Source organism: Amphibacillus sp. Q70 (assembly GCF_052055485.1).
Classification (GTDB): domain Bacteria; phylum Bacillota; class Bacilli; order Bacillales; family Amphibacillaceae; genus Amphibacillus.
In genome coordinates this window covers 1,357,158-1,383,067 of record NZ_CP197171.1, presented here as the reverse complement: position 1 = coordinate 1,383,067, position 25,910 = coordinate 1,357,158, and the positions used below count along the sequence as shown (strand labels likewise).

23 protein-coding genes are annotated in these 25,910 nt (G+C 35.8%); 7 read left to right on the top strand and 16 right to left on the bottom strand.

The window, feature by feature from the left end:
* The first annotated feature begins 11 nt into the window (after positions 1–11).
* From ACS127_RS06310 to ACS127_RS06285, 6 genes are all read left to right on the top strand, one after another.
* Positions 12–1,508, top strand: a complete 1,497-nt coding sequence (locus ACS127_RS06310; protein WP_440897574.1) for a family 43 glycosylhydrolase — start codon at positions 12–14, stop codon at positions 1,506–1,508.
* Positions 1,509–1,995: 487 nt separating this feature from the next.
* Positions 1,996–3,645, top strand: coding sequence for a sensor histidine kinase (locus ACS127_RS06305; RefSeq protein WP_440897573.1), 1,650 nt, complete (start codon positions 1,996–1,998; stop codon positions 3,643–3,645).
* A gap of 1 nt (position 3,646) precedes the next feature.
* Entirely contained in the window at positions 3,647–4,414 is a 768-nt protein-coding gene (locus ACS127_RS06300; protein WP_440897572.1) for a response regulator transcription factor, read from the top strand.
* A 438-nt stretch (positions 4,415–4,852) separates the two neighbouring features.
* Positions 4,853–5,893 carry an extracellular solute-binding protein gene (locus tag ACS127_RS06295; protein ID WP_440897571.1) on the top strand — a complete coding sequence of 347 codons (1,041 nt, stop codon included), beginning with the start codon at positions 4,853–4,855 and terminating at the stop codon, positions 5,891–5,893.
* Positions 5,894–5,904: 11 nt separating this feature from the next.
* Positions 5,905–6,990 (top strand): ABC transporter ATP-binding protein, encoded by a 1,086-nt coding sequence (locus ACS127_RS06290; protein ID WP_440897570.1) that lies wholly within the window; start codon positions 5,905–5,907, stop codon positions 6,988–6,990.
* A complete protein-coding gene (locus ACS127_RS06285) occupies positions 6,987–8,726 on the top strand; it encodes an ABC transporter permease (protein ID WP_440897569.1) in 1,740 nt (579 codons plus the stop codon). The genes ACS127_RS06290 and ACS127_RS06285 overlap by 4 nt, the downstream gene beginning before the upstream one ends.
* Before the next feature lie 876 nt (positions 8,727–9,602).
* On the opposite strand, the gene ACS127_RS06280 is transcribed toward ACS127_RS06285, so the two are convergent.
* From ACS127_RS06280 to ACS127_RS06245, 8 genes are all read right to left on the bottom strand, one after another.
* Positions 9,603–11,066, bottom strand: coding sequence for an arylsulfatase (locus tag ACS127_RS06280; protein ID WP_440897568.1), 1,464 nt, complete (start codon positions 11,064–11,066; stop codon positions 9,603–9,605).
* Between the two features lie 97 nt (positions 11,067–11,163).
* The gene (gnpA, locus tag ACS127_RS06275; protein WP_440898090.1) at positions 11,164–13,326 is read right to left on the bottom strand and encodes a 1,3-beta-galactosyl-N-acetylhexosamine phosphorylase; all 2,163 of its coding nucleotides are present in this window, start codon (positions 13,324–13,326) and stop codon (positions 11,164–11,166) included.
* Between the two features lie 21 nt (positions 13,327–13,347).
* Entirely contained in the window at positions 13,348–14,259 is a 912-nt protein-coding gene (locus tag ACS127_RS06270) for an ROK family protein (protein WP_440897567.1), read from the bottom strand.
* A 47-nt stretch (positions 14,260–14,306) separates the two neighbouring features.
* On the bottom strand, positions 14,307–14,483 hold the full coding sequence (locus ACS127_RS06265; RefSeq protein WP_440897566.1) for a DUF6903 family protein: 177 nt from the start codon (positions 14,481–14,483) through the stop codon (positions 14,307–14,309).
* Between the two features lie 42 nt (positions 14,484–14,525).
* Complete coding sequence (locus ACS127_RS06260) at positions 14,526–15,407, bottom strand: carbohydrate ABC transporter permease (RefSeq protein ID WP_440897565.1); 882 nt, start codon at positions 15,405–15,407, stop codon at positions 14,526–14,528.
* A gap of 18 nt (positions 15,408–15,425) precedes the next feature.
* Positions 15,426–16,316, bottom strand: coding sequence for a carbohydrate ABC transporter permease (locus ACS127_RS06255; protein ID WP_440897564.1), 891 nt, complete (start codon positions 16,314–16,316; stop codon positions 15,426–15,428).
* Positions 16,317–16,374: 58 nt separating this feature from the next.
* A complete protein-coding gene (locus ACS127_RS06250; protein WP_440897563.1) occupies positions 16,375–16,824 on the bottom strand; it encodes a hypothetical protein in 450 nt (149 codons plus the stop codon).
* Between the two features lie 12 nt (positions 16,825–16,836).
* Complete coding sequence (locus tag ACS127_RS06245) at positions 16,837–17,739, bottom strand: carbohydrate ABC transporter substrate-binding protein (RefSeq protein ID WP_440897562.1); 903 nt, start codon at positions 17,737–17,739, stop codon at positions 16,837–16,839.
* Between the two features lie 140 nt (positions 17,740–17,879).
* On the opposite strand from ACS127_RS06245, the gene ACS127_RS06240 reads away from it, so the two are divergent.
* Positions 17,880–18,716 (top strand): AraC family transcriptional regulator, encoded by an 837-nt coding sequence (locus ACS127_RS06240; RefSeq protein ID WP_440897561.1) that lies wholly within the window; start codon positions 17,880–17,882, stop codon positions 18,714–18,716.
* A 53-nt stretch (positions 18,717–18,769) separates the two neighbouring features.
* Here the strand turns inward: ACS127_RS06240 and ACS127_RS06235 are convergent, their stop codons facing one another.
* From ACS127_RS06235 to ACS127_RS06200, 8 genes are all read right to left on the bottom strand, one after another.
* Positions 18,770–19,705 carry a hexose kinase gene (locus ACS127_RS06235; protein WP_440897560.1) on the bottom strand — a complete coding sequence of 312 codons (936 nt, stop codon included), beginning with the start codon at positions 19,703–19,705 and terminating at the stop codon, positions 18,770–18,772.
* A 269-nt stretch (positions 19,706–19,974) separates the two neighbouring features.
* Positions 19,975–20,832 carry a tagatose-bisphosphate aldolase subunit GatY gene (gatY, locus tag ACS127_RS06230; protein ID WP_440897559.1) on the bottom strand — a complete coding sequence of 286 codons (858 nt, stop codon included), beginning with the start codon at positions 20,830–20,832 and terminating at the stop codon, positions 19,975–19,977.
* Positions 20,833–20,903: 71 nt separating this feature from the next.
* Positions 20,904–21,320, bottom strand: coding sequence for a PTS sugar transporter subunit IIA (locus tag ACS127_RS06225; RefSeq protein WP_440897558.1), 417 nt, complete (start codon positions 21,318–21,320; stop codon positions 20,904–20,906).
* A gap of 83 nt (positions 21,321–21,403) precedes the next feature.
* Positions 21,404–22,222, bottom strand: a complete 819-nt coding sequence (locus ACS127_RS06220) for a PTS system mannose/fructose/sorbose family transporter subunit IID (protein ID WP_440897557.1) — start codon at positions 22,220–22,222, stop codon at positions 21,404–21,406.
* A complete protein-coding gene (gene agaW / locus ACS127_RS06215; protein WP_440897556.1) occupies positions 22,212–22,982 on the bottom strand; it encodes a PTS N-acetylgalactosamine transporter subunit IIC in 771 nt (256 codons plus the stop codon). Before agaW ends, ACS127_RS06220 begins: the two co-directional genes overlap by 11 nt.
* A 100-nt stretch (positions 22,983–23,082) precedes the next feature.
* Entirely contained in the window at positions 23,083–23,562 is a 480-nt protein-coding gene (agaV, locus tag ACS127_RS06210; RefSeq protein WP_440897555.1) for a PTS N-acetylgalactosamine transporter subunit IIB, read from the bottom strand.
* Positions 23,563–23,793: 231 nt separating this feature from the next.
* Positions 23,794–24,963 (bottom strand): SIS domain-containing protein, encoded by a 1,170-nt coding sequence (locus tag ACS127_RS06205; protein ID WP_440897554.1) that lies wholly within the window; start codon positions 24,961–24,963, stop codon positions 23,794–23,796.
* 119 nt (positions 24,964–25,082) lie between these two features.
* On the bottom strand, positions 25,083–25,799 hold the full coding sequence (locus tag ACS127_RS06200; RefSeq protein ID WP_440897553.1) for a GntR family transcriptional regulator: 717 nt from the start codon (positions 25,797–25,799) through the stop codon (positions 25,083–25,085).
* Positions 25,800–25,910 lie beyond the last annotated feature (111 nt).

The window sequence follows — 25,910 nt, the reverse complement described above, 5'->3', positions numbered from 1 at the left end:
AAGGGGATTTAATGAAAACTTATAAGAACCCTATAATTCCAGGATTTTATCCAGATCCAAGTATCTGTTACGGAAACGGATATTTTTACTTAGTTACTTCTTCATTTGAATATTATCCTGGAATTCCTTTATTCAAAAGTGATGACCTCATTAATTGGGATAAAATAGGTTACTGTTTAGATAAAAAAAATCAATTATATTTAGATAATGCAAAAACATCTTCAGGTCTTTTTGCTCCAACTATACGCTTTTTTAATGGTTGGTTTTATGTCATTACAACGAACATTACTACTAACCAAAACCTTTTGGTAAAATCAAAAAATCCAGAAATGGGTTGGAGTGATCCAGTTATTATAGACGGTTGGAGCGGGATAGATCCTTCACTTTTTTTCGATGATGATGGAAAAGTATACATTCAAGGGAATTCCTACAAGTCGGATGAGCCACTTGGTATATTCCAAGCCGAAATTGATTTAGATAACGGTAAATTAGTGAGTGAACGGCGGCTTATCTGTAAGGGGACTGGTGGGAAGGCTCCGGAAGCCCCTCATATCTACAAAAAGGATGGTTTTTACTATCTTGTAATGGCAGAAGGTGGAACAGAGTATGGTCATATGAGTACTATATTTAGAAGTCATGAAATCTTTGGTCCTTATATTGGAAATCCGGAAAACCCCATTATCACTAATAGAAGTACTCCAAGTAAAATTCAATGTGTCGGTCATGCAGACTTAATACAGGATAAAAGAGACAATTGGTGGGCTGTTTGTTTGGGCGTTAGAATTAATGGGAGCCACAGCTACTATCACCATTTAGGAAGAGAAACATTTCTTATTCCATTGGAATGGCGAGAGGGTGAATGGCCAAAGGTGAGTAATAACGGTGTGGTGGACTTTGAAATGAGTGGTCCCTTAATAAACGATCAAAAAGCCAAACATGGCGAAAAAATATATGAATTCAATCAAATTAATAAAATACCTAAGGATTTCGCTTTCCTCAGAAATCCAGAATTTAAGAATTACTTAATAGGAGAAGATCAATTATTATTAAGAGGGACACCTGATACTTTAGACTCTATTGGAAATGTAACATTTTTGGGCCATAGACAGTCAGAATTTCATATGCAATTTAAAGTCCAATTTTCTGATATTTCATCAAATGTTAATTTTGGAGTTTCTACTTTCATGTCCAATCATTTCCATTATGATTGTATCGTAAGAGGGAATCAAATATCTCTCAGAAAAAAAATAGGTTCAGTAGAAACTTTAACAGAGAGTTTGAGTTTTGATACACTGGAAAACATTAGCTTAATAATAGAATCAGATGAAAAGTTTTATAAGTTTCTTGTTGAGATAGATAATGAACAATATGAAATAGGCCAAGGTGAATGTGCATTCCTATCTACAGAAATATCCGGAACTTTTACTGGTACCATGCTAGGAGTTTTCTGTTATTCTAACACCTATGAAACTGTTGGAGTGAAAAGGATTAGTTATAAAGAATTATGATCTTGATATACCTCATGTATTAATCCCCAAAGATTAAAAGCAATATTTAATCTTTGGGGATTTTTCTGTCCTTTTCTCAACCCCAGCCAAAGTCATTATTTTCCCGTAATGAAAAACAACCAATGATAGTAATATAAGAATAAGAGGTAATCCATAGATCCTAGATAGTTTCTTAACGCCTGTGTAGACAATTAAGCAATTCTTTTGGTGATCTCCAACTTATACCAATATTTGAAGCTTTGATAACTAAGTTCATCGGTATGCTTGGCTCAATATTAGAACCGCAGTTTTCATAACTAGACTACTTTATTCTTATTTCATATACATAAGAAGAATAGCAAAAAAAGTATTGCTGTAATTTCAATTTTGTAAAGCTATATTTTGTTTGAATTAGCTCTCTCTGCCTATAGACAAGCTCCCCATTAAGGAAATCATTTTCGTTTGAAAGCTATTAATTTAGAAGAACTGTGGAAAGTGAGGTTTTAATATGGAAATGAGAAGATTTGAAAGTAAAGTAAGAAGTGAGATGTTTCGATTTTCAATTCTGACTATATTTATCATGCTTTGCTTAACGCTAATCTTATTTGGTCTATACAGCATAAATGTTAGAAAAGCCCGATTGGAACAAACAGCAGATAATTACTCAATCAGCTTAACCAAGTCAATGGAGAGTTTTGAAAATGACTTTTACAATGAAAATAAGAAGCTTTTTTATGACTTTTTAGCTGGAAAATCTGAAAGAAGTCAAGTATTTAGTACATTCTATGCATTCAATTCTAGTCAGGACCTGAAGAGTGACCTACTTGTTATTGACGATACGAGAGAAATTCTCTTGTCTACCAATCCCACCTTAGGAGGGGATAATGCCTTTTTACATTATATAAGTATTGTAATGGCACGTACGGAAGAGAAACAAACAATGACCACAAGAGTCTACCAAGCACTAAATGGAGAACAATATCTTCTTTTATTTTATCCTTTTACTGAACAAAGTGTTATATCAGGGTTTGGTGTTTCAGTGATTAACGGAAAAGAAATTCCTTCCTTTCAAATCGATTCCTCAGTCAACTTTGTGATATATGATCAATATCAGAATATATTCGCAACAAATGTTTCTCATGTTATTCAGACATCTAGGGGGAAGGCAGATTTTAGTTTTTTAACAGAAAATGACCGTTTACTTGGCGGCCAATATGATACCGTTCGCCAACCAATTGCAGACAATCTCACAGTAATGACTTATCAAAAGTTTGATAGCTATTTAACCGTTCTTTATAGAAGTATTATTGGCGTTTTCATTGTTACAATTATAGTAGTTATTCAATCTTTCTATTTTTCCCAGAGGATTTCTAGAAAAATAGGGAATTCATTGCATATTATCAATGAAGAAATGGAAAAGGTAAAAAGCGATTCTACCTATTTATTAACGATTCAAACAGGTGATGAATTTGAAATATTAGCTGAACAAATCAATAAAATGTTAACTAAATTAACTGAAATAAATAATGCGAATATTCAACTAAATCAACTGAATTTAGAAATAGAAAAAAGAAGATTAGATGCCCAATTTAATCCACACTTTTTAGCAAATACACTAGAATCTATTCGATCTGTTATGTATGTCGATCCTAATGTTGCAAGTCAATTAATTCTTAGGATGAATAAAATTTTAAGATATAGTATTGACGAAGAAACAAGTGACATTACTTTAGAAGAAGATATAGAGTACCTCAAAGATTACTTAGAAATTAATCATATCCGATTAGAGGAATTTCAATACACAATTGAAATTCACCCAGAATTATACTCTTTTGCTGTACCGAAGCTGTTTTTGCTTCCTCTTGTAGAAAATAGCTTAAAGTACGGCTATAGAAATAGACGTGATCTAGCTGTAAAAATAAGCATTATCCAGAGTAAAAAAGATATAAAAATTAGAGTCATTGATAATGGAGGAGCACTCAAAGAGGAAACCGCAAAAGAAATTAATGAAGCATTGCAACAAGCTGGTGACATCATTAATCAACATGGACTTAAGAATACAAAACAAAGAATAGAATTATTCTATTCAAATTCTAAATTTAGAATTTTTACTAAGTTAGGATTTACAATTATTGAAATTAGAATTGAGGGAGATTAATATGCATAAACTTCTGATCATTGAAGATGAAAAGTTAATTAGAAAGCGCTTGGTTTATGGATATGATTATGAATCAATGGGGTGTCTAGTTATTGGCGAAGCCCGTGATGGTCAAGAAGGAGCAGCTTTAATCAAATCATTAAAGCCGGATATTATTATTACGGATATAAACATGCCGGTTATGGATGCATTTGATATGTTGGAAGAAACCATTGATTATTTGTATAGTACCATTATTCTTTCTGGATATGATGAATTTAAAAATGCACAAAAGGCTATCAAATATGGAGTAACTGAATTCATTGTTAAGCCAATTGAAGAAGAGGAATTAAAGAATGCCTTGAAACGTGCTATTGATCAAGTGAGGGTGAATAAGGAAACCCAATTATTTGAAAGTAGACGGAGAAAATTACAGGGCATGCAATTGATTGATTCTTCAATGAAAACCCCAAATGATGAAATCGCTCAAGAAATGGTAAAATATATTAAAGAAAATTATCAAAAAAAGTTCATTTTTGCTGATGTAGCTAAACAAATTGGATATAGCCAAACATTGTTACACAATCGATTTAAAAAATATACGAAAATGACTTTTAATGAATATTTAAATAAATACCGAATTCAACAATCCATTAATCAATTGAAAGAGGGTAAGAAAAGGGTCTATGAAATAGCAATTGATTGTGGATTTAGTGAATATAAATATTTTAATAAAGTATTTAAAAAGTATCTTGGCATGAGCGCTACTGAGTTTAAAGAAAAAGTGTAGTATTTTTTCCAGAAGTGTAGTTTTATCGTATTTTGAAAGCGGATACATTACTTTAAAATAACTACTATAAAACAAAATAAAGTTTATCAATAGATCTTTTAAGAGCAATACACTCTAAATTGATCTCAGCAAGTTAACAGGTTCGTTGTTTATCTCTAAATGAAACTTAATCACTTCTTGTCTCTTATCTCTAGAGAAAAAAAGGGGGCGTTCAATGTTAACAAATACGTAAGTTAATAAACTATCTTACTATAACAGGAAATACAATTGATATGTTCTTGATTGAAACTTTGTCCAATAATATCACCCTCATCACTTACTGATCGGTAAAATAAGCGAAATGAGTAAAAAACCTACGTAGAGCAAACGAATTTGAAAGCTAGAAAAAGTTAGGTATGAATTTAGATAATAATAAATTTGAAAGGAAGGAAATTTATTATGAATAAAAGCAAACGGTTATTAGCAATTGTCATGGTTTTAGTAGGTCTGTTTCTAGTAGCGTGTAATAATACTCAAGAAGAATCATCGGAGGAAACCAGTTCAGATCGTTTAGTTGTGTACTCACCCAACTCTGAAGGATTAATTAATGCGACTATCCCAGGATTTGAGGAAGAGTATGGAGTAACTGTAGAATTGATCCAAGCTGGAACCGGCGAGTTATTTCAACGCTTAGAAAGTGAAGCAAACTCCCCGGTAGCCGATGTTATCTTTGGCGGGGGTTACACTCTATATGAGGAAAATATTGATTTATTCCAAGAGTATGTTTCTTCTCATAATGAAGATGTTATTGAAGAATACCAAAATGATGACGGTTATTATACGCCTTATACATTAGATGGCAGCGTTATTGTTGTCAATCCTGATTTAACAGAAGGCATGGATATTACCGGATATGCAGACCTATTAAATCCTGATTTGACAGGACGTATATCAACAGCTGATCCGTCAAACTCTTCTAGTGCATTTGCTCAATTAACTAATATGTTAGAAGCTATGGGTGGTTATGAGGACGAAGGGGCTTGGCAGTACGTTGAAGAATTATTTACGATCATTGATGGACGAATATCCTCAAGTTCTAGTAATGTTTATCGAACAGTAGCAGATGGAGAAATGGCGGTAGGTCTATCTTATGAGGATCCAACCATTGATTTATTAAATGATGGTGCAAATATCGAAGTCGTTTATCCAGAGGAAGGAGCAGTATTTTTACCAGCAAATGCAGCAATAATTGATGGCGCAGAAAACCTTGAGAATGCTCAATTATTTATCGATTGGATTGTCTCACAAGAAATACAAAATGTTCTTGCAACGACAACAACTAATCGCCCTGTTAGAGAAGATGTTGAGATCTCTGAAAGCATGATACCTTTCTCTGATATTAAAACAATTCAAGAGGATATGGACTATGTCATTGAGCATAGAGATGAAATCATCTCACAATACAATGATATCTTTGTCGAGATTGAATCAAATAAATAGGGGATGATTAGATGAGTCGTATTGAAATTAAAAATGCAAAAAAGGTTTTTGGCGATACAACAGTTATTCCTAATTTAAGTGTTTCAATCCCTGAGGGTACTCTATTTACCTTACTAGGACCCTCAGGATGTGGAAAAACGACTCTGTTAAGGATGATAGCTGGATTTAATACCATCGAGGGTGGAGACTTCTATTTTGGTAATGAACGCATAAATGACCAAGATCCCAGCAAGCGAAATATCGGAATGGTTTTCCAAAATTACGCTATCTTCCCTCATTTATCTGTGGGTGACAATGTAGCATTTGGTTTGAAGCAGAGGAAAATGGATAGAACAAAAATAAAAAAGCAGGTAGAAAAACATTTACAACTAATCCAAATGAATGAATATTGGGATCGCAAACCAGAGAACTTAAGTGGTGGCCAGCAGCAACGTGTAGCCCTTGCACGTTCCTTAGCCATTAATCCAGATGTTTTATTAATGGATGAGCCACTATCTAATTTAGATGCAAAACTTCGTTTAGATATGCGTCAAGTTATACGTGAGATTCAAAGAGAAATTGGAATTACAACTGTATATGTGACACACGATCAAGAAGAAGCTATGGCTATTTCCGATCTGATAGCAGTTATGAGAGATGGAGAAATACAGCAAATTGGTAAACCAAAAGAATTATATCATAGACCAGCTAATGAATTTGTCGCAAGTTTTATTGGGCGCACAAATATATTAGAGGGTGAATTAGTTCAAGATAATGGGCAAGCTATTTTAAAAATGCAGCATGGAAGAATTATTAAAATGCCTTTATTAAACCATGTTGAACCACAAAAGGTACGGGTAAGTATACGACCAGAAGAATTTATACGCACTGAAAATAAAGAGGCTATCTCTGCAAGAATTCTCGAAAGTATTTATTTAGGATTGAACACAGAATATTTCCTAGTACTCGAAACTGGTGAAAAAGTTCAAATGATTGAAGAGTCGATGTTTACAGAGGACTTAAATCCAGGTGATCAAATTTATTTAGACATAAATATTAATAAGATCAATGTTTTCACAGAGAATGGGGTACGCAACCTTTTGGAGGTGGGTTCATGAAAATAAATAGTCAAGACCCATCAGATGATAGAAAGAATCAACCAACCTTATCAGCAAAACATAGAAAAAAACAGAAAAGAAAAATTCATCTAGATATCTGGAGTGTTTCTTCTTCTATTATCATACTGGCTTATATATTATTTCTTGTCTATCCAGTTGGAAGTATCTTAAAACAAGCGATTTATTCCCCTGAAACAGGATTTTCTTTAGGAAATTTCATTGCTTTTTTCTCTAAAAGTTATTATTCTGGCACATTAATTAACAGCTTTAAAGTATCAATAGCAGCTACTATTCTAGCATTGATTTTAGGAACCTCACTGGCTTATTTATTTGCTATGTATGACTTTAAAGGAAAAAAAGTATTAAGAATTTTGATTATCATTGCCTCTATGTCCGCTCCCTTCATTGGAGCCTACTCATGGATTTTATTACTGGGGCGTAATGGAGTTATTACTAATTTTTTCAGCAATTTATTTGGGGTAACCATGCCTGATATTTATGGATTTAATGGTATTGTGCTTGTATTTAGTCTACAGTTATTTCCCTTAATCTTCTTATATGTTAATGGAGCTTTAAGGAATATTGATAATTCTATATTAGAGGCAGCTGAAAGTATGGGCGTAACAGGGTTCAGACGTTTTATAAAAATTGTTCTTCCTTTACTAATGCCAACTCTTCTGGCTGGAGCATTACTTGTTTTCATGAGAGCATTTTCAGATTTCGGAACACCTATGTTAATAGGAGAAGGCTATCGAACATTTCCAGTATTAATCTACACGGAGTTTATTAACGAGGTGGGTGGAGATACCGCTTTTGCCTCTGCTCTTGCGGTAGTTGCAATTATTATCGCACTTAGTATTTTTGCTGGACAGCGTTTGATTGCCTCGCGCTTTTCTTTCTCTATTAGCTCTTTACATCCTATTCAGATCAAACAAACGAAAGGATGGAAGAAAGCTTTTATATATATTATTTGCTATGGTGTTGTTTTAGTGGCTGTTATGCCTCAAATATATTTAACGTATACGTCCTTTCAAAACACGCAAGGCATGGTTTTTCAGCCTGGTTATTCGTTAAATAGTTACGCTGAAGCTCTCAATCGAATGGGTGACTCTATTTTAAATACCATTCGGATTCCCTTATTTGCTTTAGTTATAGTTATTTTATTTGCAATGTTTATTTCCTATTTAGCAGTTCGAAGAAGAAACAAATTGACATCGACTATTGACTCATTAAGTATGATTCCATATATTGTACCAGGTACCGTATTAGGAATTGCCTTTCTTACATCTTTTAATACAGGGGTAGCAGGTAGTGGAATGCTAGCGATTACTGGTACAATGGCGATTTTAGTTATCTCATTTGCTGTACGTCGTTTGCCGTATACTATTCGTTCGTCAGTAGCTCTGCTCCAGAATATTCCGATTTCCATTGAAGAAGCTGCACTAAGCTTAGGAAGCAGCCAAACGAATACATTCTTTAAAATTACTGTCCCAATGATGTTGCCGGGTATTGTAGCTGGAGCCATTCTTAGTTGGATTACTATGATTTCTGAATTATCCACATCTATTCTGTTATATAATCTCAATACTCGGACAATGACAGTAGCTATTTACACCGAAGTATTACGTGGAAATTATGGAATTGCTGCAGCGTTAGGTACACTACTATCTATATTCACTGTTCTTTCTCTACTTTTATTTATGAAGATTACCAAAAGTGATGAGATCAGCTTGTAAAAGGGAATGGCTTAAACTTATGGCACATTTGTAAAATAAAAGGGACTGTTACACACTGTATGATGTACCTCTTGTGACAGCTTCCTTTTGTATAGTCTAATCGATGGGCAGTACCCGTTTGCATGAATATCAAAGCTAATTCACACTTTTAACTCCCATATAGGAAAGTCGAATTGGACTCTTCCATCCTAGGTTTCGATCGAGCATTACAAGCTAAAATATTGAATAGAGAGCTCCTATTCAGAATTTTAAACAAAGTCTCAAGTTAAACTGTCGGATAGTGGACTTCTATCATGCATTCCAATCGAAATCACATATCAAAATGTCGGATAGGCTCTTCTATCATACATTTCTAACAAATTCACATGTCAAAATGGGTCTTCTGTCGGAAATCATATAAAGCAGGAATTGACTTTATGCTTAAGAAAGCATTCTACCTTTTGAAAGTTATCCTTTTCTGTCAAAGAAAGCTGTTGCAAAATGAAAAATAAATAGTGCAACAGCTCTTTTTATCATGCTATATGTTTTTACAGATTTGAAACTATCCTTCATTTCAAATGAAACCTCAAGCCAAAATGTCGAATAGGGCGCCTCTATCCATCAGTTCAGAGGAAACCTCAAGTCAAAATGTCGGATAGAGGGCGTCTATCTCGCATTTCAAATGAAATCTCAAGTCAAAATGTCGAATACGACCCTTCTATCCATCAGTTCAAATGAAACCTCAAGCCAAAATGCTGAATAGAACGTCTCTAACTGGTGTTTTATTTCCATTTCTAATACTCACAAAAAGAGCTGTTGCACCATTAGCTAGCTAATGGTGCAACAGTTTTTTTTAGTTTATTACAAATAACCATCTGTAGAACTCAAAGGTAACCTCTATGAATTATATTTAATATGATCCAAGGTTGGCTTTACCTGACAACCAACAATCAATTTTTTACCATCTGAAAAGCCTTCTGCTCTATTTTCTAACTTTTTAATAAGTATTGATCTCAAATTATTGACTTGGCTATCATATTTATCAGACTTAATTTGATTGATTAACTCTTGTGGATCAGTTTCTAAATCAAAATACTGCTCTTCCCCAGTCTGCGAGAACCAAATATATTTTTCTTTGCCATTGGTTATATAATGATGACTTTCCCTTCCCATCTCATGTTCCCCATGAAGATAGTCTCGCCATTCCAGTTCCTTATTTTGAACAAGTGAATATAAACTCTTTCCTTCAACCGTTTTAGGAATTTCAATATTCGCTATATCTAATAGCGTCGGCATAATATCCCGAACCTCGATTACCTGATCCAATTGCTGATGATGTGGAAAATCTAAATAATCACCTGGATCTGCTAAAATTAACGGTATTTTCGCACTCCCTTCATAGGGTAGTGATTTCCTAAATAAATGATGATCCCCTAACAATTCACCATGATCTGAGGAGAACAGGATGATTGTATTGTCATCCAAACCATACTCACTGAGTTTCATCAAGAAACGACCTATTTGATGATCAATATGCGTGATCAAAGCATAGTAAGCAGCTTGTGCCTGCTTTAATCTTCGCTTTGGGACATGACCTTTCGCCGTAATTGGATTATGGCCTAAACGATCTGGGTCCTGTCCCATGGTCCAATCACCAATTGGAGGATCTGGCAACTCCAAATCTTTGTACATATTGTAATAAAACTCAGGAGGGTCAAATGGAGGATGAGGACGAACAAACGACATATTTAAGAAAAACGGTTTGGTTGGATCCCTTCTTCTCAAGAAGTCAATCGAACGCGTCACCACCCAGTTGGTCGGGTGTAATTCTTCTGCTAAAGCCCACGGTCTTGCAACAGTCGATGAATTACAATCCAATCCTAAATCTGTTAAGTCGATATGATGTCCGGCACGATCTCTTAACCAGTTAAGGTAATCATCAGTTTGATCAAATGTTTCGTCAGCATAACTTTGATGTTTGAAACGATTATAGTGCATGTAACCATCATGTAATTCAATATGATGAAACCCACATAGTTTCCGTGTTGGATAAACATGCATCTTTCCAATTGCTTGCGTATGATATCCGGCTTTTTGAAACGACTCTGGTAAAAAGTTCTCATAATTCCAAGGAATTTTATCCTCATACCCTACTCGTCCCGTCGATGTTTGTGACATACCGGTTAATAGCGAAGCACGTGCTGGAATACATGAAGGCGTCGCTGCATAAGCATTTCTAAATAACACACCTTGCCTAGCTAATTGATCTAAATTAGGGGTATCAACAACTGGATGATCAAGTATACTTAAACAGTCAGCTCGCATTTGGTCGACCATAATTAAGACAATATTGGGTTTCATTATTCCACTCCTCGCTAGTTCATCTTAATGTATTAACCACGAATACTTTATCACTCATAAAATATCCGTGGCTATCTTTTGGTTTTTGATCTGCTTTTTATATTTCAAACCACTTGTACCCCATTGATTCAAGTGTTAATTCAATTGTCGTTCCATCTGGTTTATACACGGTTGTTGTTTGTCTTTCATACGAATTGTTAATCACAACATAATAACCCGCTTCAACATACGCAGCACATTCTGTATAAATATTCGTTGTATACCAATCCGTCAAACGATTCTCTTGAGAAGCAGCCCAATATAAAGCACGTTGTAGTAAACGTGTATTTTCTGGTGAATAAGGTAAACCTGCAAGATAGACAGAACGTCCTTTGCCAAATTGATTAGTAGCTATTTTTACATCATCATCTTCCAAACTTAAGATATCACTATGATCATCGACTTGATAAACATAACGAACACTTTCACCATAATCAATGGGACCTGTTTGATCCTCAAGGATGAAGTGCTGATCAACTAAGGTATCATTATACTTATCCATACTCAAACTATAGCCCACTTCTTTTTGGACACCGAGTAGATCTGAAAGCTGGAAAAATGAACCTTGATATTCATAGGCTGTTGGTTCACCGACACCAATGAAACCACCGCCACGGTAAACAAATGAACGGATCGCAGACGTCACGACTTCATCTTTCCAATAATAATCACCACTCCAAGATGTGCCCGCATCACCTGCATTAATGATAACACCGATGTCATCAGATATACCGTCATTTTTAATATCTTCAAAACTAATAAATTCGACTTCAAATGGTAAACCACTGAGTGCCTCTAAAATTCCATAGTAAGAATAACATTGTTTATACCAAATGGCATGATGAACATGATGACTCATCCATGTTCTTTGCTTACCCCAACTATTTAAAATGGCAACTTTAAAAGGAGCAACATAGGCTGATGTCCCTTTAATATGGTGGTGTAACTCACGAAATTCATTGGTAATTTCCTCAACTCGATCGATAAAGGTTGGGAATTTTAACGCTAAGCTGATATAACCGCCGTAGCCCATTCTTTGAATTGGTTTCCTTAAGATCGCACGTCTGGCTTGTAACCAATTTTGATTCGCCTCTTCAATCGGATCATTTTGATCATTAAACGTATCTGGAAAAAAGTAAGGTAAGAAACGTCCTTCTGTATATTTCACATGAGGGACATCAGAAATCATTCGCAAGGTCACTCCATCACCGACTGAACCAACTATCGCATCTAAGCCAATATTTTTAAAGTACTTCCCATACGGCTCGGTTCCTGCCCAATGGTCACCAAGAAACATCATTGCTTCCTTACCATAATTATGAATAATATCAACACATTCCTTTGCTAACTCACTGACAAATTTAGTTTGAAAATCCATCCAATCAAGGAAAGCCTGACTTGGCATTCGAAATGGTGAATTATAATAACCTTGGTCGACAAAATCTTCCGATCTTAACTGATAACCTTTTTCTTGTTCAAATTGCTCGATAGCCAGTGGACTTACTGTTGCTCCATAACCAAACCAATCAACATACTTCTCTTTTCTAGCATCATTAAAAATTAAAGTAAAATTATAAAAGAAGGTTGTAATTCTAACAACATCGGTATCTGGATGTTCGTCTAACCATTTCTTCAATCGCTCAATAATATAAGATCGTGTTTTAGGATAACGTGGATCATAAGGCATTTGATGTTCTGTATCCCAGTTATTTGTAATATGATTATACATATGGACAGGATCCCAAAGTTGATAGGTTAGAACATTAACTGTATATCGATGCCATTGCTTCGCTTGGTTAACTTGAACTATCTGAGATGATTCTGAATAACGCCATTGCTCAGTTGGTACAACTTCCCCTGTTGTCCGATTGATAACTTCCCACCATTTCTTCGGATCATGGTCGGTATCAGGAATCAATTGTTGATCAAAATAACCATCCATAATCGGAATTTCCACTGTGTCTGTTGTTGCCGTTACAGGCTTAGACATGATGTACATATGTTGAAGTTCATCTGAATTTGCTTTAGCAAATTCCTGATCTCCACGTGTAAAAAAGTATTTTGAATAAACTTTATCTGCTCTTATTTTTAGTGCATCAGATACCTTCGTCCCATCAGAGTCACGAACTGCATCTGCTCCCCATCTGTCTACAACGTCAATTATTTCTTTATCCATACCTTCTTCAGCTGGTAATGTTACACGACCTTTTTTCATTTCAATCCTCCCACTGCTATATAAAGCCTACTTCCCTTTTAATTCATCAAACAGACGATAACCTGCTCCAATAATTCCTTGATTTGTTCCAAGCTTGCTAATAGATAACTGTTCTAGAAGATGTTTTTGCTCATCGATCATATAATTATCTAAACGTTGCTTTAACAAATCTAAAATGACTGGATTATAGCTTGCCACACTTCCACCAAATACAATGGCATGAGGGTCTAGTAAACTATTGATTATATAAACACCTTGAGCTAAGGCATCAATAAATTGATCAACTACCTCTTTAGCTTGGTTGTTATTTTCATAATATAATTTAAAAAGTTTCTCACCATTCATTTCATTTGTCCCCATCAGCGTATTTGCCTGCTTGGCTAATGCAGGTCCTGCTGCCGTTTTTTCTAATCGCGTGACCGGTGAAACTGCATGGGGTGTATGAATAGGGACTAAGCCAATTTCACCAGCAAAGCCAGCACCTCTAATAAATTCTCCTGCTTGAATAATCGCACTTGAAACTCCTGTGCTTATGGTGAGATAAACGAATAATTCATCCTGCAACTGTTTAGCTTTCCATTCGGCATAAGCTGCCATATAAACGTCATTATCAACCACAATATGATCGATATCAAATGACCTCTTTAATCGTTCAACAACTGGAAAGCGAGACCATGGCAGATTATTTTGAAATATCGCTATTCCTTGCTCCCGATCTACCTTTCCAGGAATACCAACTCCCATACCGGTGATTTCACTTTTGGGAATACTACAGTTTCCTAACAATTCTTCTATACCACTTATAACTTGTTGAAACATAGCCTCACGATCTGTAGGATCACTTGATACTGTATTTTGTTGAATAATATCACCATGCTCGTTAATTAATCCACAAGCAATTTTTGTTCCGCCAATGTCAACACCAATAGCATACTGCATCTTCTTCTCTCCTATCACAACTCTTTTATAACCACCTTTTCTTCACGCTAGATAAATTTACGATTGTAATTCCAAAGTAGAAATAATAAGCCTGAAAGACCAATTAACTGTAAGAGTAGGTTAAAGTGTCCAACCGTACGTTGACCATAAATAACTAAACCGACAGATAGAACAAAGACAATAATTTTTATAATCGAAAATAATAACCCACTAGACTCTTTCATAAAATCATCCTCCTTACTTACATTTAATTCTCTGTTTACTAGCTAGCCTTTGACACCACCAACAGTCATACCTTGAGTTAATCGCTTCTGAACTATAATATAGAGAATCAAAGTCGGTAACATGACGATAACCATACCAGCATACATCGGACCATAATTAACAGCCGCGCGCTCTGCGGCTAATAGGTTTAGTAAGCCGACAGGTAAAGTTTTTTGGTCACCCGGAATAAGTGTTAAAGCTAAAATATATTCATTCCAGAACAACAAAAAGTTAAAAAGTACAACGATAATAATACTTGGTTTCGCCATAGGGAGCATGATTGAAAACATCGTTCGATAATAACCTGCACCATCAATATTTGCCGCTTCTTCAAAATCTGAAGGTAATGTTTCAAAATAACTAGACAGTAAAAAGATCGTAAACGGCAGTGCCGTTACTGCGTAGATTAATGCTAGAATGACAAGATTATTCAAAAAGAATCCGTCCGCAAAGACTGTGCGTAAAGACTGATCCCAACCAAGAAGCATTAAAAAGATCGGTACTGTAATATAACTCACATTAATAAATAGTCCCGCTTTAACAAAGCTATTTAGCCATTTACTGCCTTTAAATTCAAAACGTGAAAGGACGTAAGCAGCAGGTAAAGCTAACACAAGCAGGAAAAGTAGTGCAAGTGATGTCACTATAACGGAGTTCAATAAATAATCTCCCATGCGTGCCTCATTAAATGCTTCGATAAAATTCTGCAAATTGATACCGCTTGGCAACGTCCATGGATTGCCATAAAATTCTTGGTTTTCTTTTATCGATGCTAGAAATACCCACACAACAGGAACAATGATTGTAACCGCAAGCGTAATTAAAGCAACATAGATAAAAATTTTATATAAGGTTTCCGTACTTATTCCTTTTGACTTTTTCATCATAAATTAGCCCCCCTTCTAAAACTCAAGCACTTCTCGTTTAGTAATTCGACTGACAATTGCCGCTAGCAAGAATGAGAAAGTGAAAACCACTACTCCTATAGCCATACCATAACCATAGGTTGAGTTTCCGTAGGCTTGTTTGTACATATAGGATAGAAATACTTCAGTCGATCCATCGGGACCGCCGCCAGTCATTGCTGTAACAAGTAAGAAACTCAAGTTAATTGTGCTAATAATATAGAAGGTTAAAGTTGTTCGGAGATTATTCCATATTAAAGGCAGAGTAATACTTGAGAATTGTTTAAACTTACCTGCTCCTTCTAAGGAAGCTGCTTCATAGTAACTTTTCGGGATACTTGCCATGCTGGACATGTACATAACCATGTAATAGCCGACTGCCTGCCAAACCAGAGCACCTGCCACACTGTAAATAACAATATCTTGATTACCCAGCCATAGCTGTTGAAGATTTTCTAAGCGAATCAAATCAAACATACTATTCAGCAGACCATCTCTTGGATTGTATATAGCTGAAAATATTCCGGCGATGATCACGATCGAGAGTATGTTTGGAATATAAAAAATAATGCGAAAAAAGTTTGATCCTTTTATTTCTTCTTTTGTTAAAACAGCTGCAAAAAATACCGCCAAAACAATAGTGATAATCGCAACAAGAACAATCAATAATACCGAATTTTGAAAGGATTGAATAAAGTTCATATCATTCCACAAGACTTTAAAATTATCGAAACCAATAAAAATCTGATTACCAGATAGACCTCCCCAGTTATACATTGACATTCGAAAGACTTCAAACGTCGGAACAACCATAAATATAGTAAAGAGCAGAAGTGCCGGTGAAATACATGTTGCGATAAATATATTTCTTGACGTTTTTTTGTTCATATGATTCACCTCTTTAAGGAAAATTGGGCGACAGCTGTCACCCAATTTATTTATTCATCTAATTCATCGCTGGGCGTAAACTATCGTTAGCCATTTCTAAAGACTGAATCCATTCATCTACAGTCATTCGACCAGCCATTATACTGTCAACTCTCATATAGAGTTCATCATTCATACTCACACCAGGAACTGGATCGGTTGAAGCAAAAGTCCCCATAGCTGGTAATACACCTTCTTCATAAATGCTATAGAAAGTCGTTTGTTCTTCATCTAACTTTTCGATAATACCATCAATCGGTTGTACCGCGCCAGCCTCTAAGAAAATGTCTGCCGCCTTATCTGAGTAAAGGAAACTAATAAACTCTTTTCCTCCCTCTGGATTTTCTGCTTCACTAGGAACCCAAATTTGTTCGAAGAAAGTAAAGGCATAGCTATCACCATCGTCTTCAAATGCTGGGACAGACATCATAGCCCACTCAAAATCATCAACACGCGGGGCTTCTTCCATCTCTCCCACAACCTATGTACCATTTGGCATAAAGATCGCTTCATTATCTAAAACAAGCTGTTGATTTCGAACAAAGTCATTTGGATTTGCGTTTGCTGTTGTCTCTGGATGGGTATAATCAGTCAACTCACTGATTGTGTCTAATACCAATCTTGCCTGATCTGTTTCCCAAATACCTTCTGTATAAACCATGACATCATTAAATAAATCTGGTCCGCCTGAAGCATATAGCATTGAACGTAATAAAGTATCAAAGTATCCGGCTACCGGATAGGTAAATAAGTAGATGTCCTCTTCTAATGCTTTCTCACCTAATTCGAACATGTCATCCCAAGTTTCCGGAACATCCCAACCATGTTCTTCTAGTAGACTAGCATTATAAAATAAACCTGTTGGACTATAAAACATGGGTGCTAAATAAGTTGAACCATCAGCATAAGGATTTGTTGCTAAAGTATCTGTAAAACCATCTAGTAATTTATCTTTTACTGCAATATCTTCGCCAAAAACATTCATGTCTAACATATCATCTAAAGAGGCTAAGCCATTTTCCTTAATCATCGTTTCTGTCAAACCCTCTTCGCGGTCAGTAGCTAAAAGAAATGCATCAGGGTAATCGCCTGCCTGCATATTTGGTCGCATAACTTCTTCAATATTTCTTTCAACAGTCAATTCAACCTCAACATTGCCGTGTTCTTCTTCATAGGCCGAGACAATTTCATCCCAAACTTCCGTTCCATATGCAGACTCTAATGCAGCAACGTGAATCGTTTCTTTCTCATCAGTTGTCTGTTCGTCCTGTGGATCTGTAGCATCTTCTGCGCCATCCACATTATCAGTATCGTCTTGTCCGCAAGCAACTAAAGTCATAAGCAAAAATAATGATAAAGCAATTAATAAATTTCTTAATTTCATTGTGTTTACCTCCTTAATATTTATTACATCTTTATCATACGTAACTGGAAACGCTTTCACAATAAAGATCTTGTTGATTTTTTTATGTTTCTTGCTTTTCTAATAAAAAGTGTTAAAATAATGGCAAAAGGGGTGATATGATGGCACATGAATTTTATCAGATGACTGACAAGGAACGTGATTCTATACCTTTTAAACTCTTATACATCACTCGCTCAGCATATGATAAAGGCTGGCATAGCAGTACACATACTCATCATTTCACTGAATTATTTTATATTGTAAGTGGGAAAGGTTCATTTGTTCTGCCCTCACATGAAATACCCGTTCAAAAAAATGATTTAGTTGTAATTAACCCTAATGTTGAACACACCGAACGTTCCAATCACCAAGATTCATTAAAATATATCGCCTTAGGCATTGAGGGGATCTCATTTTCATTAACCGAAGAAGATAACCCTTATGGTCTATTTACTTACAAGGATGACGAAGACGATATCCTCCACCAACTCAATAATTTATTAACTGAAGTTAAAGATAAAAAATTGGACTACGAACGAGTTTGTCGAAATATTATTGAAATTTTAATTACTAAACTCATTCGAATGAAGGAAGTCACACTTGAAAAAAGTACCGGTGAAAAAATAAACCACTCGATTGCTCTCGCCCAATATTATATAACACAAAACTTTCAAGATCCCATCACATTAGATATATTAGCTAAAGTTAGCAACATTAATAAATATTATTTAGCACACCTCTTTAAAAAAGAGGTTGGCATGACGCCAATCCGTTATTTAAATGAAGTTAGAGTGAAAGAAGCAAAAGTATTATTAGAAACCACAGATTTAACCATTGGTGAAATAGCTAATATTGCTGGTTTTTCTTCTCAATCATTTTTCACTCAAGCATTTAAACGTGAAGCAGACTTAACACCTTCCCAATTTCGAACACTAAATAAAAGAATAACTCAATAGATGCAAAAACACAAAACAAGTATTGGTTTTGTGTTTTTTCTTGTAGACCTGATTTACGATCTGCCTTCTACCCTTATTTGCCCTACACACCAGGCAATTTTATCTGGATTTATTGCACCTGTCTTCTCCTCCATAGCATTTAACACACCCATTGCTAAACCAAATTTGATTAGTTCTACTCCTGACAAACCACGAGCTAAGCCTGTCGCGAAGCCAGCAATAACTGAATCTCCTGAACCCACTGGATTAACAGCCTCTATCTTTGGAATTGAAGCTCGATACACTCGACTGTGATTTTTAATGACTGCACCCTCTGAACCTAAGGTAACAATTACCCACTCAATTCCTTCAAAGATTGGTCTGCTCAATGCTTTGACTAATTGGATTTCATCATTGATCGTTTGCCCTAGTAAATCAGCTAATTCTGCTTCATTTGGTTTTACCAAAAATGGTTTGTCTCGGTGATTCAATGCATTGTCTAATAACACACTACTTGTATCAAGTAGAACAGGTTTATTCTGCTGAGAAGCAATGGTTAATAACTGGTTATAATAATTGTTTGGCAGTCCTTGAGGTAAACTTCCGGAAATGGTTATCAGTTCTACCTGTTGAATAGCTTCCTGAAAATGACGTAAAAATATATTGGCTTCTTCAGCCAATATCGTTGGACCCCCTTCAAGTATTTCTGTTTGTTGACCCCCATCATGAATAATTGCAATACAATTTCGAGTCGGTTCTTCAATAGCAACAAAATAATCATCTACACCTAATGTAGCAAGCTCAGTTTGAATAAACATTCCTAAACTCCCACCTAGAAAACCTGTTGCTCCCACTTGTTGGTCAAGCTGCTTCAAAACTCGACTCACATTTAAACCTTTACCTCCTGCTGTTTTAGAAACATTGTCTATTCGATTCACTCCGTCAAGTGCCAATTTAGTTAACTTATAACTTATATCTACGGACGGATTTAATGTAACGGTTAATATCACTTCCACACTCCCCCTTTACTTAATCTTAAAAAGGTAGAATGAATCATCTAGAAGTGATCACACACTCGATGCCCCATTCTACCTTTCTAAGAGTTTAGCGATACCCATCACGCTTCAGCGTAATTCTATTTATATTTTTTCCATGCTCACACGATAACTCACCTTTATATGAATAGATGATAGGGGAGACAGCCTTTAAAATACAAGACTATTTTCTCCGTGTGATGTCTCGCTAATAAAATCTTCCTTGTTCTACTGAGCAAGTTGAATTACGCTTTTCCGTCACTCTGACAAATGAGTATCTTTTCAATTACGACTTTTTTCATCGCTTCTTTTGCTGGTCCCATATATTTTCTCGTATCTGTTTCATTCGGATGGTCAACTAAATAATCACGTAATGCTGATGAGAATGGGATTTTGAGCTCAGTTGAAACATTGACCTTAGCACATCCTAATGCAATACATTTTTGCACATCTTCCTTGACGATACCAGATGCACCATGGAGTATAATCGGGATATCGATTAGGTTTTTTATTTTTTCTAACCGTTCAAAATCAAGATCTGGTTTCGACTCATAGACACCATGACCAGTACCAATTGCTACGGCCAGTGAATCAACCCCAGTCCGATTGACAAATTCCTCAACTGTATTGGGATCCGTATAAATCGCATCAGCCGCTTCAACAATCTGATCATCTTCCTGCCCGACGAGACGACCAAGTTCAGCTTCAACTGTTGCCCCATATCCATGCGCCAGGTCAACAACCCTTTTCGTTAATTCAATATTTTCTTCAAAGCTTAAATGTGACCCATCTATCATAACGGATGGGGTTCCTAGCTTTAATGATTGTTCAATCGATTCAATCGTTTCATGATGATCTAAATGCAAAGAGATTGGAATATCATTCTCTTTCGCTGCCACTTCTGCCATGGCTTGAACATAAGCACGTCCAGCATAATTCATTGTTCCAGGTGTTGCCGCTAAAATAACCGGAGATTTCATTTCTGCCGCTGCTTCGACAACCGTTTGAATGGTTTCCAAATTGTGAATGTTAAAAGCGGGGACTGCATACCCTTCTTTTCGAGCTTTAATCAGCATTTCCTTTGTGTTTTGAATATTTCCCATGGTAGTTCCTCCTGTATTTAACTAATTGAATTGATGGTAAATATGGTAAATGGATAAAAGAAAGAGCCTTTTTAAATACCCTCTGAAAACTCTGTCTGACTCTTCTGAATAACTTTAAACTCTTTGATGTTATCTTGACCTTCTTTCAAAGCACTTGAAACAAAAGACTCTAGATCACTATCACGCTGAAATATGGCTGATAAAAGCATCGGTGAATTCGTACCACCGATCACTTTAACATCCTCTAAAGCTGACGCTATCTTACTACTAACATTGAAAGGAGTACCACCAGCTAAATCAGTAAAGCAAACAACGCCCTTCCCCATATTGACTTCTGCTATGGCTGTTTCTAAATCCTGTTCAAGCTTAACCTCATCTTCTTCAAAAGGAACCATTCTAATATTCTCTATGTCTCCTGCTATTAATCGAATAGAATCGTATACACCGCTTGAAAAAGAGCCATGACCTGTAAGAACTAAACCTATCATCTGTCATCATCCTAATTACAAATTAGTCTTAGGAGCAGCTTGAAAATAAAGCCACTCCTGTTGTATGTCTAGCTTTTATACGCTTACATAATGTTGAGCAGTGAACCTAGCAAGCCTACTACTACCGTTACTCCAATTAACACTATTGGTGAACGTCCCTTTTTTAGGAGCCAATACATTAAAAGGGTGTAAGCTATTGGAATCAATGCCGGCATAATTTGATCTAAAATTTCAGTTTGAACGTCTAGCTCTGCCTCACCCGATACCCAGGTATAATCAATATTAAAAGCCACATAGGTAGCAATTAATCCACCCACAACGGTTAAGCCCACGATAGATGCTGCTCTTGATATTTGTCGTGTACCTTCCTTGAGCTTTGCAATTGCATTAACACCGGCTTCATAGCCAAATTTCATTAAACCAAAACGCGTCCCAAAATGAATAAGGTTAAATAGGACAACAAAAACGATTGGTCCAAATATGTTTCCATCTATCGCCAGAGAAGCTCCTATACTAGCTGTGATCGGCAATAAGGTTAAATAGAATAAAGCATCCCCTATTCCACCTAAAGGTCCCATCGTTGCCACCTTTATTCCCCGAATAGCCTCTCGGTCTTCTTTGTTCTGTTCCATTGCTAGAATGATACCCATAATAAAAGTCACTAGAAATGGGTGTGTGTTGAAAAACTCCATATGATCTTTCATGGACTTACTTAAATCTTTTTTGTTTTTGTGCACGTGTCTTAGCCCAGGTAAGATAGAATATAACCAACCGGCTGACTGCATTCTTTCATAGTTAAAGGAAGCTTGTAACAACAATGACCTGTACGTTAATAATCGTAATTGTTTTGGGGTCAACTTCTCAGCGGGAGTATGATCTTGATATTCATAATTAGATACCATCAGTTATTTCCTCCTCTTGAGTTGATGGATGATTAGGGCCATTCTTACTCTTATAAAAATCATATAAAGCAATTGCTAAACCCAGTAAGGCAATCGCTAAGATTGGCATCTGTAAATAGGCCGCTAATACAAAACCTACAATCATAAACATGACATATTCAACTTTCAACATGATCTTCAATAACATTGCAAAACCAATAGCTGGCATAATTCCTCCGGCAACACCTAAGCCATGTACAATCCATTCTGGTATAGTCTCAACGATACCAGCTGCTTGTTCAGCGCCAAAATAAATAGGTAAAAATGCAATGAGGGCGTTAAATACGAACAGAATGGTGACACCTATATAATTTATCCTGTCTATTCCTCGGTAATTGGCGTCCAACGCATACTGATCTGCTTTATGCATAACTGGTGCAAAAACGGTAAAGAATAACGTAATCAAAGCTTGAACAGCTACAGCAAACGGTATTGCAATACCTACTGCTACATTAGGATCTTGACCTGTGATGACTCCAAAGGCAACCCCAATAACACCACCAATAACAACATTAGGGGGTTGAGCACCTGCAAGCGGTACCATTCCCATCCAAATTAATTCAAGTGTCCCGCCAATAATTAGACCTGTCGTCACATCACCTAAAATAAGACCAACGACGAGTCCTGAAACAACCGGCCGATGAATATGGGTTAGTCCAACATACAGATCAATCCCAATAATACCAGCCCATAAAGCAATTAAAATCGCTTCGAGTAACATTCAAAATGCCTCCTTTTTGATGTAATTCTATTTATAAGGTCCCTTGAATAGAAACCTAATAAAAACACTGATCTTTATTGGTAATCCCTCATAAAGTAAATTAAAACAATTCTAAAATATTCTGGCTTTTTTCATCTGGTACTCTTCTTAAATCAAGTTGTACACCTAGTTCATCTAATCGCTTAAATGCTTCAATATCTTGCTCATCAACTGAAACAGTTGATGCTATTTGTTTTTTACCTTCTTCATAGTGCATATTACCGATATTTAATTTATCTATCGGCACACCACCCTGCTTTAGCTTCAAAGCATCATGAACATCCTTAACAACAAGAAATATTTTTTGCCGTGGTGATGCTTTATGGATCACGTCAATTGTTTTTTGCAGTGAAAAATAACGCGCTTGAATAACATCTGGTAAAACCATATCCATCAAATTTTGCTGAACCTCATCTTCTGAAACTTTGTCATTAGCTACGACAACCAAATTAGCCCCAAGATGATGTACCCAAGTCACACCAACTTGACCATGAATCAAACGATTATCTATTCTTGTTAATAAAATATTTGGACTTGACATATGGATCTCCCCTTTAAATAGTATTTTGATTAGGCGAATCTTCAACGAATGAGAACCTAAAGTGGATAGGCCCTGCAGGTAATGGAACCGCAATTAGCAATCGTGTTAAAACCAGTCTCAAATGAGTGAGGCTAATTTCTGTCGGCTGTTCACCCTCACTTATCAGTCTTGCGCTTTCTTCGTTTAAAGTGAGGGTCATACAGCTGATTGATCTACAATAAAAACAGTAGATTAATAATCATAAATCGTTACTCCTTTAACCACTCGATTAATACGACCTGTCGGACTTGGATTATCTGGTTTAATACCTAGTTGAAGTGATTTTTTCATGGCTAAAGCTTGAGCAAAAACAACATAAAGTAAGGCTAATTCAAAATCATTATTAATTTCTGTTTCTTCTGTATTTACTGCAATTACCCAATCTGCCAGCTGGTTTATTTCATCATCAGCTTTATCTGTCAAAACAACCACTTTTAGACCGGATTCATCTGCAGCTATTTCACGTAAAATATCAATATCGTATTTTCGTGTATAAGAATCTTGTGACATAAATAAGACAACCATTGACTTTTCATTTAAAATTGATTTCGGACCATGGCGAAAGCCGAGTGATGATTCGTGAACAGCAACCACTTGGCCAGCGGTTAATTCAAGCATTTTTAAAGCTGCTTCATGTGAAAGCTGTGCAAGCAAACCTGATCCTAAGTAAACTAAACGGTCAAAATCTGTATTTACAATTGGATCGAGATCATCACTGACTGTTTCAACCAAGTGTTCAGCATTTGAAATCACTTGATTGATTGAATCTTTTGTAGGAGTCTGTGTACCAAAAATAAAATAAGCCGCAATAATCATACTTGAAAAACTACTTGTCATAGCCATCGCTTGGTCATGTGCTTTCTCTGGTGTTAAAACTGTTAAACTATTTTTATTATCTTTAGAATTTTCGACTAGTTTACCTGCTTTGTTACAAGTAATATTCACTTGATAAAAATGAGTAACAATATCCTCACCAAGAGCTACAGCTGCAACACTTTCTGGACTATTTCCAGAACGAGCAAATGAAACTAAAATCGTTGGGACCTCTTTATAAAAGTAATCAGCTGGATTTGATACGATATCTGTCGTTGCAATCGATTCGAACTGGATATTGCCTTGATTTTGTCTACTTAATTCCGGTACAAGGGTATCACCTGCAAATGCTGAAGTTCCTGCACCTGTAAAAATAACTCGAACAGCATCATGTTTTTGATAGATTGTTTGAACAAAACCCCTCACTTTCTTACTATCTTCCGATAAGGTGTCAATCATTTCTCGCCAAACAACAGGTTGTTGATAGATTTCTGTTGCCGTATGAATGGCTTGTTTTTCTTCTAGCTCTTCCCTAGTTAAATTAAACATTTATAGATCCTCCGTATTCATTTTTTAATAGAATATACTAACAATGGTAATGTTGTCATAACCACTTGTTTTATTTTTTAACTCTATTAAAAATGAATTATCACTTTTAATAGAGTTCTTTATGAGAGTTCAACTGTATAATTAAATTTATCTCCTCGCGCCACACTAATCGTATATTCTATCAGTGTGTCTCGATCATAAGCATATCGTTTCACCAGCATAGCTGGCTGATTTTCCAATATTTTAAGGTGTTGAGCCTCATCATGTCTAACTGTTGTTGCCGAAAATCGTTCCGTTGCCCGAGTCACTCTAACCCCATAATGCTCTAAAAAAACATTATACATAGGTTTCATTGTCAAAGTTTCCTCAGTTAAGCCGGGGAAAACTTTTAAAGGCAAAAAGGATGTCTCGTACATTAAAGGTTCATCATTTGCCAAACGGAGCCTAGTGACCTTAAATACTTCATCATATACATTCAATGTCATTTTTGCTGCTAATCTTTCGTCGACAACCATTTTTTCAAAAGACAACACTTTCGTTGTTGGTTTTTTTCCAGCCCTTTTCATTTCCTCAGTAAAACTATATAAATTGACTAAAGGTTGATCAAAAGATTTCGGGGCAACAAAAGTCCCCTTGCCATGTTCCCGATAAATATAACCCTCTCGTTCAAGCTCTTGAAGTGCTTGCCTAACCGTTATACGACTTAAATTATAAATCTCGCACAATTCTCGCTCAGATGGAAGCTTATCATGCTCCACATAATCTCCACGATTGATTTGCGCCACTATTTTATCCATTAATTGTAAATATAAAGGGATTTTATTCGTTTTATCCACCGCTTTTTAGATGCCCCCCTTATCAAGTAAATTTTTATTTAAAATGGAGTGGTCATAACCACCGACTATAGTATAATATAAATAATAACTGATGTAAAGACTTTAATTGAA